The organism is Frankia umida, from assembly GCF_023242945.1.
GTDB lineage: Bacteria > Actinomycetota > Actinomycetes > Frankiales > Frankiaceae > Frankia > Frankia umida.
Genome location: NZ_JALKFT010000001.1, coordinates 395,533 through 412,412, shown reverse-complemented (window position 1 = coordinate 412,412; position 16,880 = coordinate 395,533). Strand labels below are relative to the sequence as shown.

The window sequence follows — 16,880 nt, the reverse complement described above, 5'->3', positions numbered from 1 at the left end:
CAGCGCCATCCCACGGGACGGACCAGCGGGACAGCCGATTCCAGGCACCGTGGAAACACGACCCAGACGCCTTCTGGAGAATCGGGCGTCGCCCGGCCAGAACGCGGCCACAATCGCCGGGACGCTCGCGGACCGGCTCTCAGCCGCGCAGCGCCCGGTAGGTGCTGACGGCGGCGGGGTGCAGGGGAAGCGGCTCGGTGTTGATGAGGTTGCCGACGTCGAGGTACTGGGTGCCGCGAGCCTGGGCGGGGACGAGCTGGCCCGCGTGTTCGACCAGGGCGCGGACGGTGTCACGGACCACCGAGTCATCCGTGTGGGTACCGGTGACCAACAGGTTCGGCACGCCGATGGTGCGTACGGCGCTGACCGAGCGGTAGCTGCCGGCGGGCAGGGCGAGCTGGTCGTAGTACCGGCCGTACCGGGCGCGCAGGGCGGGAACGTAGTCGCCGAGGTCGAGCAGGCGGATGCCCCAGGCCCGGTCGGCCTCGGCGAGCAGCGGGGTCGGGACGCCACCGGACCACAGCATCGCGTCGATCATGTTGTCGCGCAGCGCGGCGACGGCGTCGGTGAGCGCCAGATGCCGGGTCTGTCCTGGCTGCACACCCGCGGTGGCGAACAGCCGCTCGCCGAACAGCGCCGCGCCCGAGCCGTTCGCCCCCAGCGACACCGACCGTCCGGCCAGGTCCGTGAGCGTGCGCACCGGACTGTCCGCACGGACCACGAGCTGCATGTAGTTCTCGTAGACCCGGCCCAGCGCGTACAACGTCATCGGACGGCCACCGAAGGCCGGGGCACCGATGCGGGCGGCGTCCAACGAGTCGGCGAGGGCCAGCCCCAGGTCGGCGGTGCCGGCGGTGACCGCGCGGATGTTCTGCACGCTGCCGAGCGTCGGGATGACCCGGGCGTCCAGCAGTGGTCGGAGCAGATTCGCGAACTCGATGTAGAAGCCGTCCGGTTCGCCCGCGGCGATCGAGATCGTGTGCCCCGAGCGCCCACAGGCCGCGGTGAGTCCCGCGGTCACGGCGCAGGCCGTACCAAGCGCGCCGCCCAGCAGCACGTTCCGTCGGGAGATCGTCATGCCGCCGGCCCCCGCGACCCGCCCGAACCCGACCCGCGCGAACCCGATTCCGACCCGCGCGAACCCGACCCGCGCGAACCCGACCCCGACCCGTGTGGACCCGACCCGTGCGCGCCCGGGGACCGTTCCTCGTCGGGTGTCCCGTCCGCCGCGGTGGTCCGCTCCGAGCGGACGCTCTCGTCCCGCGTACCGTCCCGATCCACGGGGACGTCCACCTCCGGCGTCACGGACAGGCCCGTCCGCGACGCCGCACGCTCACCGACGTCGCCGTCCCCGCCCCCGGCCTCGGCTCCGGCCCTGGCCCTGGCCGGCCGCGGTGGAACGTCCACCTCACGGGTAAGCGAGACGCTCGCCCGCCCCGCGCCAGACCCGCTCACGCGCTGGACGTCCGCGCTGCCAGGACGCTGGATGCCGACAGTGTCAGCACGCGGCACCTCGGCACGCGGCACCTCGGCACGCGGGGCCTCGGCACGCGGGACGCCGGAACGTGTGCTGCTGGGTCGCTGGGTGGCGGGGTGCGTGGGGGTCGAACGCGGGCTGGGGGTCTCCGGTGGGCGGGTGGCGGTGATGGTCTCGCGGCGGGTGCGGCGGTGGGCGCGGTGGCGGCGCAGGACGGGCAGCAGGATCGTCGGGGTGGTGTCGGCGCGGATGGAGTCGGCCAGGTTCACCCCGTCCGCGTGGCCGTCGGTGCGCGCGGCGCCGGAACCGGAACCGGAGGTCGTCGAGATGGGCGCGGGGGCTGGCCGGGGGCCGGCGGGCAGGTCGACGTCGACGGACAGGCCGTGCGGCGACACGCGCGCGAGGATGAGGCGTCCGCCGTGGTTGGTGGTGAGCCGTTCGGCGATCGCGAGGCCGAGGCCGGAGCCGGTGGCGGCGGGGTCCTCCGGGCGCAGGGTCGAGGGGCCGCGGCGGAAGCGTTCGGTCAGGTGCGGCAGTTCCGATTCGGGCACGCCGGGGCCGTCGTCGGCGACGGTGATCCGGCCGCGGGCGGCGGGCCAGCGAGCGCTGACCGTGACGGTCACGGTGCTGCGGGGGGCGTACTTGATGGCGTTGTCGATCAGCACGTCCACGATCTGCTCCAGGTCGGTGTCCGTGCAGCGCAGGGGGATGGGTCCGGGCGGGGTCCGGTCGAGGAGCACGACACCGCGGGCGCGGGCGGCGGTCGTCCAGAACTCGATGCGGTCGCGGGTGATGGTGGCCGCGTCGCAGGTCTGCTCGGACGGGGGTCGGGCGGCGAGTTCGGTGGCGGCGGCGTCGGCGACGGCCAGGGCGCGCATGCCGTCCAGCAGGACCTGGAGCCGGCCGGCCTCGGCGACCATGGAGGTGTAGGTCTTCTGGGCGTCGGGGGGCAGCCGGTCGGCGAGGGTGTCCATCCGCAGCCGCAGGGCCATCAGCGGGTTGCGCAACTGGTGGGAGGTGTCGTCGATGAGGGCACGCTGACGGCGGGCCGACTCGGTGACCACGTCCGCCATCCGGTTGAACGAGGTGAGCAGCGTACGCACCTCGGACGGCCCCTGCTGCGGCGGGACGTAGGCGCTGTGCACGCCCTTGCCGACGGCCCGCAGGCCGTGTTCCAGCTGGGTGATGGGACGCAGCACCCAGCGCACCAGCAGCAGGATCAGCGTGGCGAACAGGGCGGCGATGGCGAGCACACCGAACAGGACGTGCTCCCAGACCCGTCCGACGTCGGCGGCGGCCCGCTCCCGGCTGCTCAGCAACAGGACCGCGCCGGACACCTCGATGCCGTTGCCGACCGGACGGGCGAACACGACCTGGCCACTCGACCAGGGCCGCAGGTCAGGCAGGCTCGCCTGCCGCTGGTTGCGCAGCGCCGCGTCGATCGCCCGGTCCACCTCGGGTCCGTCGGGCAGATCCCCGCGGCGCACGATCGGCTGGCCGGCGGCATCGACGACGATGACGGCGTCGCCGTACAGGTCGGCATGCGCGTCGATCTCGGGTTCGAGCTGGTCCGATCCGGTCACGGCGAGTTCGGCGAACCGGTTGATGTCGGCGGTGCGCCGGCCGACGAACCGGTCGGTGCGTTCCGCGGCGGTGGTGTAGAGCAGCGGGACGGCGAAGGCCGCCAGCGCCGCGAGCCCGGCCGCGATGAGCACGATCAGCAGCCGTCTACGCACCTCAGTCGCCCAGCCGGTAACCGAAACCGCGAATGTTGTGCAGCGGGCTCGGCCGGCCAAGCTTCTTGCGCAGTTTCGACAGATGGACGTCGAAGGTCCGCGACACGGCGACGTACGCGTCGCCCCACACCTCGTCGAGCAGCTGTTCGCGGCTGACCGCGGTGCCCGCCTTACGCGCCAGTACGGCGAGGATCTCGAACTCGATCCGGGTCAGCACCACCTCCTCACCGGCCACCGTGACCAGGTGGGTGTCGAGGTCGATGGCGACGCCGCCCACCTGAACCCGACTGATCGCCGGGATGCCCTCCTCCCGTTGGGCGCGGCGCAGCACCGCCTCCATCCGGGCCAGCAGTTCGTCCATCCGGACCGGCTTGAGCAGGTAGTCGTCCGCACCCAGGCGCAGACCGCGGACGATGTCGCGCTCATCGGTACCCGACGCCGTCAGCACCAGGATCGGGGTGGCCGCCAGCCGCCGCAGCCGCCGCAGCACCTCCAGCCCGCTGATGTCCGGCAGCCCCAGGTCCAGCAGCAACAGGTCCGCACCCCGATGGCGCAGCAGCGCGTCGGCCCCTCGGGTCACCCATTCGACCGGATGGCCGCGGGCGTCGAGCACATCCTTGATCGCACCACCCACGCCATGGTCGTCCTCGACCAGCAACACACGCATTGACGCCTCAATCCTCCAGCCACGGCCACAGCCGCGGAAGCCCCTCCACTCCTGGATACGTGCGCCGAGGACCAGACCAGCAGGCGAAAGCTCCGCGGGGGAGAACACCCACCAACCACAGGCACGTTGTGGCTACCACTTCTTCGCGTTCCCGGGGCCCCACCGAAAGATCTGACAGCCCGACCCCCACCCACGCCATACCCACCACACACCCAAGCTCGCGCCATTTGGTCACAATCCGTGGCCACTGACCCCGCCGCGCCCCCGTCCGCAGCCGTCCGCGACGACCCCGTGCACCCCCCATCGCCCATCGGGTACGAACACACGGACGAACCCACCTGAGGAGGACGCACAACCTTCCCGCCCAGCAAGGAGTCAGTGGCCAGCGACCACCCCCGCCTCACCCCACCCTGACCGCGCGCCGATCGCAGCGAGGCGACCTGGACGGCCCGCCGGGCTCAACCCGGACGCGCCCAGACGGTCACACCAAGTGGTCAGCGCCGAGGGGCCAGCACCGAGTCGTCAGCGCCCAGGGGTCAGCACCGAGAGGTCAGCGCCCAGGGGTCAGCGCCAGACGGTCAGCGCCAGACGGTCAGCGGCTCTCGACGGCGGGAGCACTCGGGACGTGCCAGAGCCGGATCGTGCCGTCCCGGCTGCCGGTGGCGAGCAGACGGCCGTCCGGCGAGAAGACGACCGCCTGCACAAAGTCGGTGTGCCCGGTCAGCGGCCCGCCCAGCGGCTGTGGGGCCCTGCGGTCGCCGAGATCCCACAGCCGGACGGTGTTGTCGAAGCTGCCGCTGGCCAGCACCCGTCCGTTCGGCGAGAAGGCCAGCGACCACACCGAACTGCTGTGGCCGCGCGGCAGCGACGAGAGCGGACGGGGCGCACTCGGATTCGTCGTGTCCCATAACCGGATGGTGGTGTCCTTGCCGCCGGTGGCCAGGGTCCGCAGGTCCGTCGACATCGCCAGGCCGTAGACCGGACCGGAGTGCCCGGTCGACAGGTCCGCGAGCAGGCTGGGCTCGGACTCGGCGGTCATCCACCACAGCTTGATCCGCTGGCTCTTCTCGTCGCCGCCCGAGGTGGTCAGGTACGCGCCGAGCGGATCGGCGGTCTGGCGCACCCAGTCCACCGGCGAACTACCCGCGGCCAGCTCTCTGAGCAGATGCGGATGGCGCAGATCGGTCACATCCCAGTACCGGACGATCCCGCTTTTGGTCCCGTCCATCAGTCGCTGCCCGTCCGCGTTGAACGCCACCCAGCTCAGCGAGGTGGCGCTGCGCGGAAAACCGACCGGCAGCAACCGCGGACGGGACGGATCGCGCACGTCCCACAGCTGTTCCGAACCATCCCAGTTCGCCAGCGCCAGGACGTCCCCCCGCGGCGAGAAGGCGACCGCGAGCACCCCCGCCGTCGGTGGCGAGGTCACGCCGAGCGCCCGCGGACGCGCCGGATCACCCACATCCCACAGCCGGACGGTGCCGTCCTTGCTGCCGCTGGCCATCGTGCGCCCGTCCGGGGCGAACGCCAGCGCCGCCACCCAGTTGGTGTGCCCGGTCAGCGGTCGCCCGATCAGCCTGGCCTGCCGCTGCTCGCCACCGCCACCTTCGCCACCGCCGACGAGCAGCAGAACCCCCGTCACCGCCAGCCCCGTGACCACCACCCCAGCCGCGACCAGAACCGCCCAGCGCCGCCTGCCTCCCCGCCTCCGTTGCCTGGCCCCGCTGCGCCGCCGCTGGCCCCTGCCCCCCGCCGCAGCACCCACGCCTCCCGAGGCCACCCCCGACACGGGCTGTCTCACGTCCCCTGGCTCCCCCACCACGTCCGCTGCCGCCACTGCCGCCCCCGACGCTGCCACTCCTGACGCCGCCGCCCCCGACACCGCCGGCCCCGACGCATCCACCCGCGACACCTGCGCCCCCGATCCATCCGCCGCCGACCCTGCCATCCGCGGTTCACCCGCTCGCGCCCCATCCGCCCACGGCTGCGCTGGACGCGGCTCCGCTACCCGTGGCGCCTCCGCCCGCGGCCCAGATGCCGCCGTCGCCGAGGCAGAGGCAGAGCCCGCCGGTGCCGGTGCCGCTCTCGCCAACAGCGATGCCAGTGATCGCCGCCTCTGCGGCCGAGATCGGTCGACGACCGGCTCATCCGGTATCGACGTGGGAGCAGCCGTCTCCCCGCTCGCTGGCAGGGCCGCCCAGTGCAGTCTGGACGGCCGCTCGGCGATGGCACGGACATCGTCGTGCAGTCTGATCGGCACCCCGGACCGCATCACCCAGCTCGGGCCATAGACGTCCGCGGCCGCGCGCGCCAGGGCGAGGGCGAACACCCGCGCCGAGTCCGGACGTTGTGCCGGGTCCGCGGCCAAGGCGGCGAGCACCACCTCCCCGACCTCTTTCGGCACCGCTGCTGGCAACGGCCCGGGAACGATCGGTCGGAGTCGAGCCACCGACACCGGCCCCGCCCGCACCAACGGCTCCACCGTCGACGCACCCGACGAGCCCGGTGGCCCCGCACGCGGCGGCAGCGGACGCGGCGATGGCAGACCCAGCGACCACGTCTCCTCCTCCCCGGGCCAGCCCGCCTGGCCGGCCTGTCCCTGGTAGCCCGCCGCGCCTGGATGACCCGCGTCGCGCGGACTGCCCAGGTGGTCGGGGTGGTCCAGGCGGTCGGGGTGGTCCAGGTGGTCGGGGTGGTCCAGGTGGTCGGGGTGGTCCAGGTGGTCGGGGTGGTCCAGGCGGTCGGGGTGGTCCAGGCGGTCGGGGTGGCCCGGGTGATCGAGATGGCCCGGGTGATCGAGATGGCCCAGGCGGTCGGGGTTCACGGGACGGCCTGCGAGCAGGTGGTGCAGCACCATGGCGAGCCCGTACAGGTCCGTCGCCGGACCGACACGCCCGCCGGCCAGTTGCTCGGGAGCCATGAACAGCGGCGTGCCCACCACCGCGCTCGCGGTGACCGGTGCGGCACCGATGAGCTTCGCGATGCCGAAATCAACCACCTTCAACACCCCGGACGCGTCGAACATGACGTTGTCCGGCTTGATGTCGCGGTGCAGCACGCCGTTGGCATGCGCGCAGCTCAGGGCATCCGCCACGGCCAGCCCGATGGCACAGACCGCGTCGGGACCGAGCTGCGCCCGACGCTGGGTCAACGTGCCCCCGGACAGCCGCTCCATCACGATCAGCCGCAGCCCCTCGGCCTCCCGGTAGTCGAACACCCGCACGATGTGCGGATGGTCGAACCCCGCGAGGATCCGCGCCTCCGCCGAGGCCGCGGCCTGCGACCTCGGGTTTCTGCCCGCGGCCAGCACCTTGATCGCCACGTCACGCTGCAGGCTGGTCTGCCAGCCGGCCAGCACGAGGCCGAAGCCACCCGAGCCGATCTGGTCCCCCAGCTCATAGCCGGGCAACGCGGCCTCGATCTGCGCCCGCTCAACAAGCACAGCGTCCACCCGAACAGAAACAACGCACACGGACAGCCACCGCTATTGTGCCCTTTTCTCCCAGCACAAGCCGCGAGTCTACGGTCCCCGGCCGTTTAGCTACCCGGCGGCGCTGGACACCGAGGCCACAGGCCGCGCAGAAGCCAGCTGATGGACCGGCGCCATATGCCCTGAGCAGCCAGAATCCACCAGAGCCGAGCGCATACGCGGCATCTGCACCACGACGACGGACTCGCGCTGCGCCTGAGCGACCGCGCTGGCCAGCTGCCACCGTTGCTGCCACTCGAGCAGGTCACCACCGCACGCGCGGACGTAGGCGCTGACCACCTCCCACCGCGGCAACGCCCGGCCGTCCGCCGCGCGAGCGAGATGCGCGGGCGAGAAATGGGCAGCCTTCGCAAGCTGCCGGTAGGGAATCGCGCCGGCCTGCTGGCGCAGTTCGCGCAACGCCGCCGCGAAGTCGCGGACAGGTCCGGGCATGGTGGAAAGCGGACGCTCAGGTCGAGCCATGGTCATCTCCTTGGCGCGCGTCGACCAGCCGCCCCCCGTAGACAGCAGTCCCCTGTATCCCGACCACGCGTCCCACCGATTTTATCCGCACGGATCCCCGTTCCACGCCGGAACCCTCCGTCTACCACCTTCGGACGGCCACGCCTCCCGCGCGCCACCGTCATCCCCGCCACCACGCCACCATCGCCCGCACCACCATGCGGAACGAGAGACCGCCCTTGCGCACACCGCCCACGGCCGCGCCAGGTCTCCTCCGTCCCACCGGACGCCAGCGATGTCGTCACGCTCTGCCTCCCGCACCGCCCCGAGTCACCCACCGCCCCGAGTCGCTGTCGCCGACTCCGCCGCTGCGGTCACCGCCCGCGCTGTCGACCGATACCAGCGCAAGCCCTGACGCCGATGTCCGAGCCGCCGATGTCCGAGCTGATGTCAGCGCCATGGTCGATGCCAGTGTCATTACTGATGCGGTGTTTCTGGCCAGGGTCCGCCTCGCGCAGGTGGTCACTGGAACCGTGACAGAAACGCACCCTGGTCAAGGTAGGAGAGCGCTCGCATTCACCTTCGGAGTGCTTCCGATCCGACGAACCATGACCACAGCGCCACCCACCTCACGAGCACGGCGCCAAGGCGCAGCCTGGATCGACGGTCGGGACCCACCCATCGCCGCACCTCCAGCCGTGAACCATCACGTGTTACCCCGGCCGGCTCGCCCCGCGGGCAGCCAGCCAGGGTACTCCCCCTACCATCTCGAACAATGACCTCAGAGCTTCAGCCCACCGAACAGATCCGGGAGCGGCTGGCAGTTCGGATTACGACGCGGACGACGAAGCGGATCAATAAAAGCCGGCGGAACAAACGACGGACGACGATCCCCGTCGATCACAATCTTCCAATGCTCTCGATGCACCCGATCATGATGCTGATCGCAAAGCAACGTCAGATTATCCAATGCCGTCACACCCCCCACCTCCCACCCGATCACATGATGCGCCTCACACCACGAAGCCGGCCGATCACAATGCGGGAACGTGCATCCACCATCCCGCTTCACCAACGCCGTACGAATCTTCGGCGGCACCACCCGCTTCGTACGACCCACATCCAACGGAACACCCTCCGGATCAAGAACGATCCGCGTCACCGCCGCGTCACATCCGAGCCGTTCCACCACCTCCCGCGGCAACGGCCCGCCCCACTGCGTCATCGCCGGCACGTTCCCACCACCGAACAACGTCTCCCAGCCGATCGTCACCTGCAGATGCGGCCGCGTCCCTCCCGCCGACGGACCGACATTCGCCGACAACCCCCGCCGCACGAACTCCACCAGAGCGTCCGCCCTCCGCCGCGACGCACCACGCGGATCCCGCATCCCGTCCTTCGCCGGCACCGGAGCCGACAACGCATCCACTGCCGCCCGCAGCAGCGCCGCACCCTCCGCGTCCAACTCCCCCCGAATCAGCGTCGTCCCACCCGCCGTATCGAAAAACGACAACGTACGAGCCGCCCGCGGATCCCGCCGTGCCCTCCTGGCTGCACCACCGGACCCGCCACTCTGACCAGCCTGACCGGACCCGCCGTTCTGATCTGACTCCCCGTCCCGACCAGAGCCACCGGACTCACCAGCCGGGCCGTCGGCAGCACCCCCGCCGGTCTGGCTTTCACCCGCGCCGGCCTTCCCCTTCGCCTTGCCATCACCGCGGGAATGCTCACCCGTACGACCATCCTCATGAGGATCCGCACCGCCCGGCGACCTGTCCACCTGCGTCAGCTGCTCCAGAAGCACCAAGGCGGCCTTCTTCAACTGCTGACGATCCATCAGCATCCCCTGCTCCACCAGAAAATGCTCCACCTCCACCCGCTCCTGCGCCGACACCTCGGGAGGCAACGCCTCCATCGCCTCCACGATCACATGCGCATGACCCGCGGTGATCCGCGCCCCCGCCAGCGCCTCCCCCGTCACCAGATACGGACTCTCGAACAACTCCCGCGCCAGATTCACCATCCGATTAGCCTCAAACCGCGGTACCAACAACCGCGCCGCCAACCATCCCGCCAAATCCGATGCCCCCGCCTCCGACGCCAACCCCCGCGCCCCCGCCTCCACCAACACCCGACCCCGCAGCGCCGCCAACCGAGCCTCCACCTCATGCACCATCAACAAAACCTCCCGCAACTCCTCCAGCGACCATCGCCACACCTCCCCCACCACCAGATCCTCGACCGCCGACGACAAAACCCCCGCCAACGCTTCCGGATCCACCCACCCCCCAGAACCACCAGCACCACTCCCGCCGGAAACGCCCTCGCGAAAATCATCACCAGACCAGTCAGGAACAGCACCAGAAGCAGCACCTCCACCCTCATCCGAAACAGGCACCGAAGAACCAGGAGAAACCCCGGGATCCGCCTGCGAAGGCGAAACCGGAACGGAGCTGCCAGACGGCTCAAGGCCAGCAGAATCATCCGAGCGAAAGATCATAAAATGACCATATCCCACCCCGCCCCACATGTCGAACACCCATTCGAACCTGTGGATAACCAGTCCTGCGGTCGGCACCCAACCCAAACGGTCTAGAGAAGACCTAGCCATAGATAACCAAAGCGCTTCCAGCCGCCCGACCACTACCATCTACCACGATGGAACAAAAGCACAGGTCGGGCTACACTCGGTGATTCAAAATGCCCGACCCGGCGCCAGGGAGAGAAAGACGACCTTGGTGAACTGCACCCACCGCCGTCCCGCTGGGCAGCAGGCGTCGCGGGCGACGTAGCTCGGACACCGACCCGGAGCTGGGTAACAGTCCGTGACATCTGTGACCGTCAGGGCCCAGGCCCAGAAAGGAGTGCCGCGCAGAGCGCGGCCGTCCGCCAAGCTGACGAGCTACCGAGAACACCCACCCAAGGTCCGGCGAGCGGACTGCCTGCCGACCGGTCGCACGGTCAGACGAAGACGGACAGCACACATGGCGGTCTGGCCATACGGTGCAGGTCTGACGATGCGAGGTGAATGTGCATACGGAGCTGTACACCACAGTGGCGCAGGTCCTGCCGGTCTTCCTGCTCGCGCTGATGTGGGACTCGGCCTACCTGGACCGTCTGCGCGCCCAGCATCGGCCACGCCGGGGCGGCCCACAACCCGGCTACTTCTGGACGAAACCCCGGGTTCGGCTGTTCATCCTCGGCGTGACCGTCGCGGTGATGTGCACCGTGTTGCTGACCGTTCTCGTCCTCGCCGGCGCCGTGGCGGACAGCGCACCGGTACGCGCGGTGGTGGTCGTTGGGCTGGTGCTGGCGATGGCGGTCCTGGCCTTTCGCATCTTCGTCGATGTCCTGACCGCCACCCGCCTCGACCCGCCCGCCGGCGACAACGGTGGCGACACCGGGTAGCAACATCGGCCATTCGCCGCCGGGCCACTGTGATGTCGACACCGGGCAAGGTCGCGAACGGTTGATGTCGTCCCGCCGGCCATCGCGGACGGTGTCGATGGCCGGCAAACGCCTCCGAGCGGAGACACGAACGGCTGACGCTCTGGGCCACGCCCGGTCCGGCTATGCCCGGACCCACCGCCAGCCGCCGCTGTCGGCGCAGATGATCGCCACACCGTTGGCGGCGATACCAAGCAGCCCGTGGTGGATCCTGCCGCAGAGCTGGCCCGCCTCGTAGCACCTCCCCGTACTGCTCAGTGGCCGGCAGCCAGCCGACGAACTGTTCGCCGACGTGGCAGCCGGCGCCGAGGCAGGTGCGGGCGCCGCCGGTGCCACGGACCGCACCGGAGCGGGCGCGGCAGCCTGCGCCGGCGCGGCAGCAGCGGGTGCGGCAGCCGCTTGCGCGGGCGCGGGAATGGCCTGTGCGGGTGCCGCCGCAGGTGCCGCGGCGCTCCCGGCTGGGGGCTGGGCCAAGGACGCAGCGGCCGGCGTGCTCGTGGCCGCGGTGACGGCGGCCGAGGGCGATGCCGATGCCGCGTTGCGGGCGCTGGGCTGGCCGGCCGTGGATGGTGTGGCCGATGCGTCGGCCGCCGGGCTCGGCGATGAGGCCGCCAGCGGCGCGGCCCGATCCGCCGCCGTGGGATTCGAGGAGCTCTTCGACGATGGCAGCAACAGCCCGACCAGCACGAGCAGCCCGATGACGAGCACGACACCGCCGGCGATCTGACGCCGCGACAGTCCGCGGAAGAACCCCACCACCCGTCGGTTCAGCGTCGTCACCACCCGGATGTAGCCGGGGCGCTCCTGCGGACCCGATTCCTGCATGTTTCCCCCCGTACTCCCTCGGAGTGCGGAGGCTACCCGCGGCTGCCCGATGCTCGACGTCCACCCCCCTTTTCCCAGCTCAAGGGGCCAAACCAGGCGATGCCAGCAGAGCACCCGGCCTCACTCCGCAGCACAGCAGCGGCGGCAGCGGCGGCAGCGGCAGGGAGGGGAGGGGAGGGGCCGCGGTACCGGTCAGACGGTACGAACGAGCAACGTATAGATGTCGGCGCTCCGGCCAGGGCCCGTCGGCCCGGACGACCACCGGTCACCGACCGGCTGGTCCAGCATCCCAGACCCGATCAGGTTCCGAATCGCGATGAACGTGGCCGAGGAGCGGCATCGATTCGCCAGTTCGATCTTTTACTGTTAGGCGTTCTCCGCACCCGATGACTCGGCATGGGCGGCGATGATCTGCACTATCTGCTCTTGCAACCCGCGTTCAAAGGCTGGTGTGGTCCAGTCGCCATCGGCGAAATCCGTCCCCACCACGGCTGTGACCTCCTCCACCTGCTGGCCGCCGTAGAATATCCTGGCCACGTAATATGCAGAGCTCATGGTACTGGTCGTAGCTCTCGAACACCGCAGTCCACGAGCGTTTCTCGTCGATGACGATGTTCGCTGCGAACTCAGGCCAGGAAAACGTCACCACTCGCCTCCCTGCTGGTTGTGAGGAAGGTCAGCGACATCCAGGCGGTCAGCCTGCCGCAGCTTCCAGGTTCCGCCTCAGTATGCACCGGTGTGGCCAACCTCGACCTGACGAAGCCGGCTAGAATTCGCTCCTCGGCGCCGTTCCCGACCTCCTGGAGTGTTCTCGTGACCAATCAGGACATCGCACGGCCCGTTCCCGGCCGATCGCGGGGATGGCCGACTCGGCGGTCCCTGGTCGGGCCGCTCGCGGTGGTTGTGGTCGTTCTGCTGGTCGCCATGGCGAGCCTCACCGGCTGGTACCGGGTCAGATTCCACGCCTGGCCGTGGCCGTCGAGCATGCCGGACCGGGTGTCGTACTGCGAACGCGGCTACACAGGTCCGGGCCAGCCACGCGCGTTGGCCGCAACCGAGGCGCAGGAGAGTCTGCCCATACGGCGCGTCGGCTATCACGGTCTGCGTCCGCTCGGACAGGAGATGTATGCCAACCCGCTCCCGGCGCGGACTCGGTGGCACCACGGAAGCAGCTTGTCGCTTCCGTGCGCCATGACCATGACGGTTTACCTACGTGACTCCGACGATCGGTACGTGCCCTACCTTCTCAGCGGCGGCCCGTGACCTACAGCTCGGGTTCTGTCGGTTAGCACGGAACTGGTCGATGAGCACAGTGAACTTCCCGTTGACGGCCTCCCGCCCGCCGGGCGTCGTGGACTACCGCGATCACCAGCGCGATACCCTGCCTGGTATCAGCTCGTCCCATGCCGTGCGCTCGCGGAGGTCCCTCATGTCCGGGATGACGCCCACGTGGAGGCATGCGATCGCCTGCTCTGGGCCGAACAGGGCCCCTCGCCGAAGCCCGCGTCCGTGGGACCCGCGAGTGGAACTGACCAGGCGAGTGGAGTTCACCCACTGTGCCGTGACGCCGCATCGCACCGCGTGAGCGCCGTCGACCGGTGTCCCTGCGGCTCCCGCCGGGAATACGCGCAGTGCTGCGAGCCGTTTCATCTCGGGAATCCGGCACCGACCGCCGAGGCGCTCATGCGCTCCCGATACAGCGCCTTCGCCCGTGGCCTCGCGCCGTACCTGCTGCGCACCTGGCATCCCGCGACGCGCCCCCGCCGCCTGGGCCTGGACGCCGATCTGACCTGGCGCGCCCTACAGATCGTCGACACCGTGGACGGCGGGCCAGACGACGACTCCGGCGTCGTGGAGTTCCGCGCGGTCGCGCGCACGGCGAACGGCGAACATCATATGCAGCACGAGCGCAGCACGTTCACCCGGATCGACGGCCGTTGGGTCTATGTGGATGCCGCGGCCGGACCCCTGCTCCACGACCAGTGAACCTTGGGCCATCCGGATTCCAGGGTCCGCATGACGTCGTGAAACAGCGTGATCCCAGGTGGCCCCGTGAACGCAGGAAAATCCTGCTATGGCTGGGGATCCTGGCGGTTGGCGCGGAACTGGTCGATGATCACGGTGAACTGGCCGTTGACCGTGACATCGGTGATGCCGGCGAACAAGGCACCGGTGCCGGGCAGGGAGACCACGGTGCGGACACAGATCACGAACGAGGCGCCCGGTTCGAGGGTTTCGGCGCCATCCCCGGGATTGCCGGCGCCGCAGTTCGTGCCGGTCGGGGCGAAACGGACCTGCGGCGTGTCGGAAACGCCCTGGTCTCGCAGGGCGAGTTCGGCGGCCAGGCGGGCACGGTTGACCCCCTGCGTCGCGCTGTCGGCGGTCGCGAAAGCGCGACCGGCCTCGCGGGCTGCCTGGGTCACACCGAAGGCGGAACGTTGCACCGAGAAGACACAGAGAAACAGATAGACGAAAGGTACGAGCAGCACGATCGACAGTCCCACGAACTCGATCATCGCGGAGCCCTCGTCAGCGGCTCCCCATCCCCGCACCCGCCTCCCGGCAGCGGCCCGCGCTCGTTTCCCCGACCCCGCTCCTCGTCGCCGTCCCCAGACCGCGGCCCGGGCTCGCTCCTCCCTGACGCCTGCCGCCCCTGGCCGCCCCCAGAAAGCGGCAGCCAGCGCGGGACGGGCCCGGTCCATCGATCGCACCACGCGTCGCACCGGGCCGACCGTCGAACCCGAGCCGGACGTCGAACCCGAGCCGGACGTAGAACCGGGACCGGACGTCGAACCCGGGCGGGCCGCGGGCGTCACGGCACCTCCTTGACGGCGTGGCCGGTGACCGTCAGCGTGACGCCGTCACCGAGGGGAACCAGGACGAGCGGGACAACCACCTTGCAGGTCACCTGGACGAGCGGAGTGGCGTCCGGGCCGTCGACGTCCACGCCCGTGCAGGTGGTGTCGGCTCGCCCGGGGATCGTCCGGGCGATGAGCGCCTGGGCGTACGGGCCGCCGTCCGCCGAGGTGACGCCGAGGTTGGCCGCGTGCCGGGCGCCCTCGGCCGCGTCGGCCGCGAGGGTGTTGCGGACGTAGAGGACCAGCCCGACCTGCAGAATCCCGAGGAACAGGAGCAACAGCAGCGTCCCCACCAGGATGAACTCCACCACCGAGGAGCCCTCGTCCGCTGGCAGCTCCCCGGTGGCGGGCAGGCCTCCGGTGACCGGTAGGCCTCCGGTGACCGGCAGATTTCCGGTGGCTGGTAGACCTCCGGGGGTTTCGACGGTCGCGGCCTGCTGACCGTCCACGACCGGTTCGTCGGTTGTGCGCCTACTTGCCGCCGCCGCCACCACCGACTCCGGAGACCGAGTTGATGGCGGAGTTGAACAGGTTCTGCAGCGCGGGAGTCGCGAGCGTCGCGATCGCCACGACCAGCGCCGCCGTCATCACCGTGATCATCACCCAGCCGGGAACGTCACCCCGGTCGCGGTCATCGCCAGGGCTGCCGCTGCCGTCGCGGGGGGTGGGGCCCGCGGCCCAGGCCAGCCACCGCGCGCTCAGGGCCCGTCCGGCCTGCCCGATACGCCGTCCCATGATCTCTCCTTCGCTGTTCGGTCCGAGAGGACGCGCCGCGGATCATCGGCGCGTCGTCTCGGGACCGTGTGTGGGCACCGCGTCGTGCCATGCCTGCGTGCCGTGCCAGTCGTGCGCGTGCGCGTGCGGCCAGTCGTGCGCGTGCGGCCAGTTCGAGTCGGTGCGCGACGTCCGACATGTGGGACTCGTGAAAGTCCGGTGTCGTTGCGCGCGCGGGGGAAGCCGCCAGGCGCTCGGCGTCGGTGCGACGGTCACTGGGCGATCACGGTGAAGCTCACCAGGGCGGGATAGAAGGCGAAGATCACCGTGGTGGGCAGGACGAGGAAGACGACCGGGATCATCATGGCGATCTCCTTGCGGCCGCCGGCTTCGAGCAGCTGGCGTTTGCCGGCCTCGCGGGCGTCCACGGCCTGCGCGCGCAGGATGTCAGCCAGGGGGGTGCCGCGCTCGATGGCGACGGCCATACCGTCGACGAAGCGGGTCAGCGGCGCCAGGGCGGTACGGGCGGCGATGCCTTCCAGAGCCTGGACGAGGGTGGCGCCGGCTCGGGCGTCGGCGAGCGCCAGACGCAGTTCGCGGCCCAGTTCGCCGTGGGTGAGGCGACCGACCCGCTCCAGGGCCCCGATCGCCGACTCACCGGCGGTGACGGCCAGGGCGAGCAGTTCGGCGATGGTGGGGAACTCCAGCAGCATCCGGTCCTCGCGGTCGGCGATCGTCCGGGTCAGCCAGTAGTCGCGTCCGACCACACCACCGGCGGCGCCGGCGACGACGAGGGCGACGCTGACCAGCGCGGGCGGGCCGATGCCGACGGTGGCGCGCAGCCCCAGCAGGAACGCCCCGAACAGCGCCCCGCAGGCCGCGCACACCACCTGCTGCGCGCGGAACTCCTCGATGCCGGTGCGCCCGCCGGCCTGGGTGAGCCGTCGTTGGAGTCCGACCCGTCCGCCGAGGAAGCGGTCGAGGCGGCCAGCCACATCCGAGAGCAGCGGACGCAGCAGCGCCTCGATGGCGACGAACCCCGGGCGGTTGGATGACCGTGGCCGGTCGGCGAGCAGCCGGGACGGACGTGGGGTGTCCCGCAGGTACGGGTCGATCCGGTCGGCGAGCTGGATGCGCCGGGCCCGCGGCGACCGGTACACGATGATGACCAGGCCCAGCCCGAGCAGCAGGCCGAGCAACGCGCCGGCGGCGACCATCGTCACGC

General features: G+C 70.7%; 14 protein-coding genes. 3 read left to right on the top strand and 11 right to left on the bottom strand.

What is annotated here, in order from left to right; translation table 11 throughout:
• Positions 1-139: 139 nt before the first annotated feature.
• From MXD59_RS01625 to MXD59_RS01600, 6 genes are all read right to left on the bottom strand, one after another.
• Entirely contained in the window at positions 140-1,078 is a 939-nt protein-coding gene (locus tag MXD59_RS01625; protein WP_248823130.1) for a TAXI family TRAP transporter solute-binding subunit, read from the bottom strand.
• A complete protein-coding gene (locus tag MXD59_RS26230) occupies positions 1,075-3,213 on the bottom strand; it encodes a sensor histidine kinase (protein WP_308301615.1) in 2,139 nt (712 codons plus the stop codon). The genes MXD59_RS01625 and MXD59_RS26230 overlap by 4 nt, the downstream gene beginning before the upstream one ends.
• A 1-nt stretch (position 3,214) precedes the next feature.
• Positions 3,215-3,880: a response regulator transcription factor gene (locus tag MXD59_RS01615; protein ID WP_163549238.1), complete on the bottom strand. Its 666-nt coding sequence runs from the start codon at positions 3,878-3,880 to the stop codon at positions 3,215-3,217.
• Positions 3,881-4,472: 592 nt separating this feature from the next.
• A complete protein-coding gene (locus MXD59_RS01610; protein WP_248823129.1) occupies positions 4,473-7,322 on the bottom strand; it encodes a protein kinase domain-containing protein in 2,850 nt (949 codons plus the stop codon).
• A gap of 99 nt (positions 7,323-7,421) precedes the next feature.
• On the bottom strand, positions 7,422-7,832 hold the full coding sequence (locus MXD59_RS01605) for a helix-turn-helix domain-containing protein (protein WP_248823128.1): 411 nt from the start codon (positions 7,830-7,832) through the stop codon (positions 7,422-7,424).
• A 760-nt stretch (positions 7,833-8,592) separates the two neighbouring features.
• Positions 8,593-10,341, bottom strand: coding sequence for an HNH endonuclease signature motif containing protein (locus MXD59_RS01600; RefSeq protein WP_248823234.1), 1,749 nt, complete (start codon positions 10,339-10,341; stop codon positions 8,593-8,595).
• 494 nt (positions 10,342-10,835) lie between these two features.
• Between MXD59_RS01600 and MXD59_RS01595 the strand changes: the two genes are divergently transcribed.
• Together MXD59_RS01595 and MXD59_RS01590 are read left to right on the top strand one after the other, a co-directional pair.
• Complete coding sequence (locus MXD59_RS01595) at positions 10,836-11,219, top strand: hypothetical protein (RefSeq protein WP_248823127.1); 384 nt, start codon at positions 10,836-10,838, stop codon at positions 11,217-11,219.
• A 331-nt stretch (positions 11,220-11,550) separates the two neighbouring features.
• Complete coding sequence (locus MXD59_RS01590; protein ID WP_248823126.1) at positions 11,551-11,985, top strand: hypothetical protein; 435 nt, start codon at positions 11,551-11,553, stop codon at positions 11,983-11,985.
• A 464-nt stretch (positions 11,986-12,449) separates the two neighbouring features.
• On the opposite strand, the gene MXD59_RS01585 is transcribed toward MXD59_RS01590, so the two are convergent.
• A complete protein-coding gene (locus MXD59_RS01585) occupies positions 12,450-12,638 on the bottom strand; it encodes a hypothetical protein (protein ID WP_248823125.1) in 189 nt (62 codons plus the stop codon).
• Between the two features lie 1,026 nt (positions 12,639-13,664).
• Here MXD59_RS01585 and MXD59_RS01580 point away from each other — a divergent pair.
• Positions 13,665-14,069, top strand: coding sequence for a YchJ family protein (locus MXD59_RS01580; RefSeq protein WP_248823124.1), 405 nt, complete (start codon positions 13,665-13,667; stop codon positions 14,067-14,069).
• 86 nt (positions 14,070-14,155) lie between these two features.
• Here MXD59_RS01580 and MXD59_RS01575 read toward each other — a convergent pair whose 3' ends face one another.
• From MXD59_RS01575 to MXD59_RS01560, 4 genes are all read right to left on the bottom strand, one after another.
• The gene (locus tag MXD59_RS01575; RefSeq protein ID WP_248823123.1) at positions 14,156-14,599 is read right to left on the bottom strand and encodes a hypothetical protein; all 444 of its coding nucleotides are present in this window, start codon (positions 14,597-14,599) and stop codon (positions 14,156-14,158) included.
• A gap of 296 nt (positions 14,600-14,895) precedes the next feature.
• Positions 14,896-15,294: a TadE/TadG family type IV pilus assembly protein gene (locus tag MXD59_RS01570; protein ID WP_248823233.1), complete on the bottom strand. Its 399-nt coding sequence runs from the start codon at positions 15,292-15,294 to the stop codon at positions 14,896-14,898.
• A gap of 118 nt (positions 15,295-15,412) precedes the next feature.
• Positions 15,413-15,676, bottom strand: a complete 264-nt coding sequence (locus MXD59_RS01565) for a hypothetical protein (protein WP_248812833.1) — start codon at positions 15,674-15,676, stop codon at positions 15,413-15,415.
• A 251-nt stretch (positions 15,677-15,927) separates the two neighbouring features.
• Positions 15,928-16,878, bottom strand: coding sequence for a type II secretion system F family protein (locus MXD59_RS01560; protein WP_163550357.1), 951 nt, complete (start codon positions 16,876-16,878; stop codon positions 15,928-15,930).
• Positions 16,879-16,880 lie beyond the last annotated feature (2 nt).

What these genes read in the sequence shown, in the direction of transcription:
- MXD59_RS01625 (WP_248823130.1), bottom strand. Translation starts at nt 1,078, where the DNA reads ATGACGATCTCCCGACGGAACGTGCTGCTGGGCGGCGCGCTTGGTACG.
- MXD59_RS01615 (WP_163549238.1), bottom strand. Translation starts at nt 3,880, where the DNA reads ATGCGTGTGTTGCTGGTCGAGGACGACCATGGCGTGGGTGGTGCGATC.
- MXD59_RS01605 (WP_248823128.1), bottom strand. Translation starts at nt 7,832, where the DNA reads ATGGCTCGACCTGAGCGTCCGCTTTCCACCATGCCCGGACCTGTCCGC.
- MXD59_RS01600 (WP_248823234.1), bottom strand. Translation starts at nt 10,341, where the DNA reads ATGTGGGGCGGGGTGGGATATGGTCATTTTATGATCTTTCGCTCGGAT.
- MXD59_RS01585 (WP_248823125.1), bottom strand. Translation starts at nt 12,638, where the DNA reads ATGAGCTCTGCATATTACGTGGCCAGGATATTCTACGGCGGCCAGCAG.
- MXD59_RS01575 (WP_248823123.1), bottom strand. Translation starts at nt 14,599, where the DNA reads ATGATCGAGTTCGTGGGACTGTCGATCGTGCTGCTCGTACCTTTCGTC.
- MXD59_RS01565 (WP_248812833.1), bottom strand. Translation starts at nt 15,676, where the DNA reads ATGGGACGGCGTATCGGGCAGGCCGGACGGGCCCTGAGCGCGCGGTGG.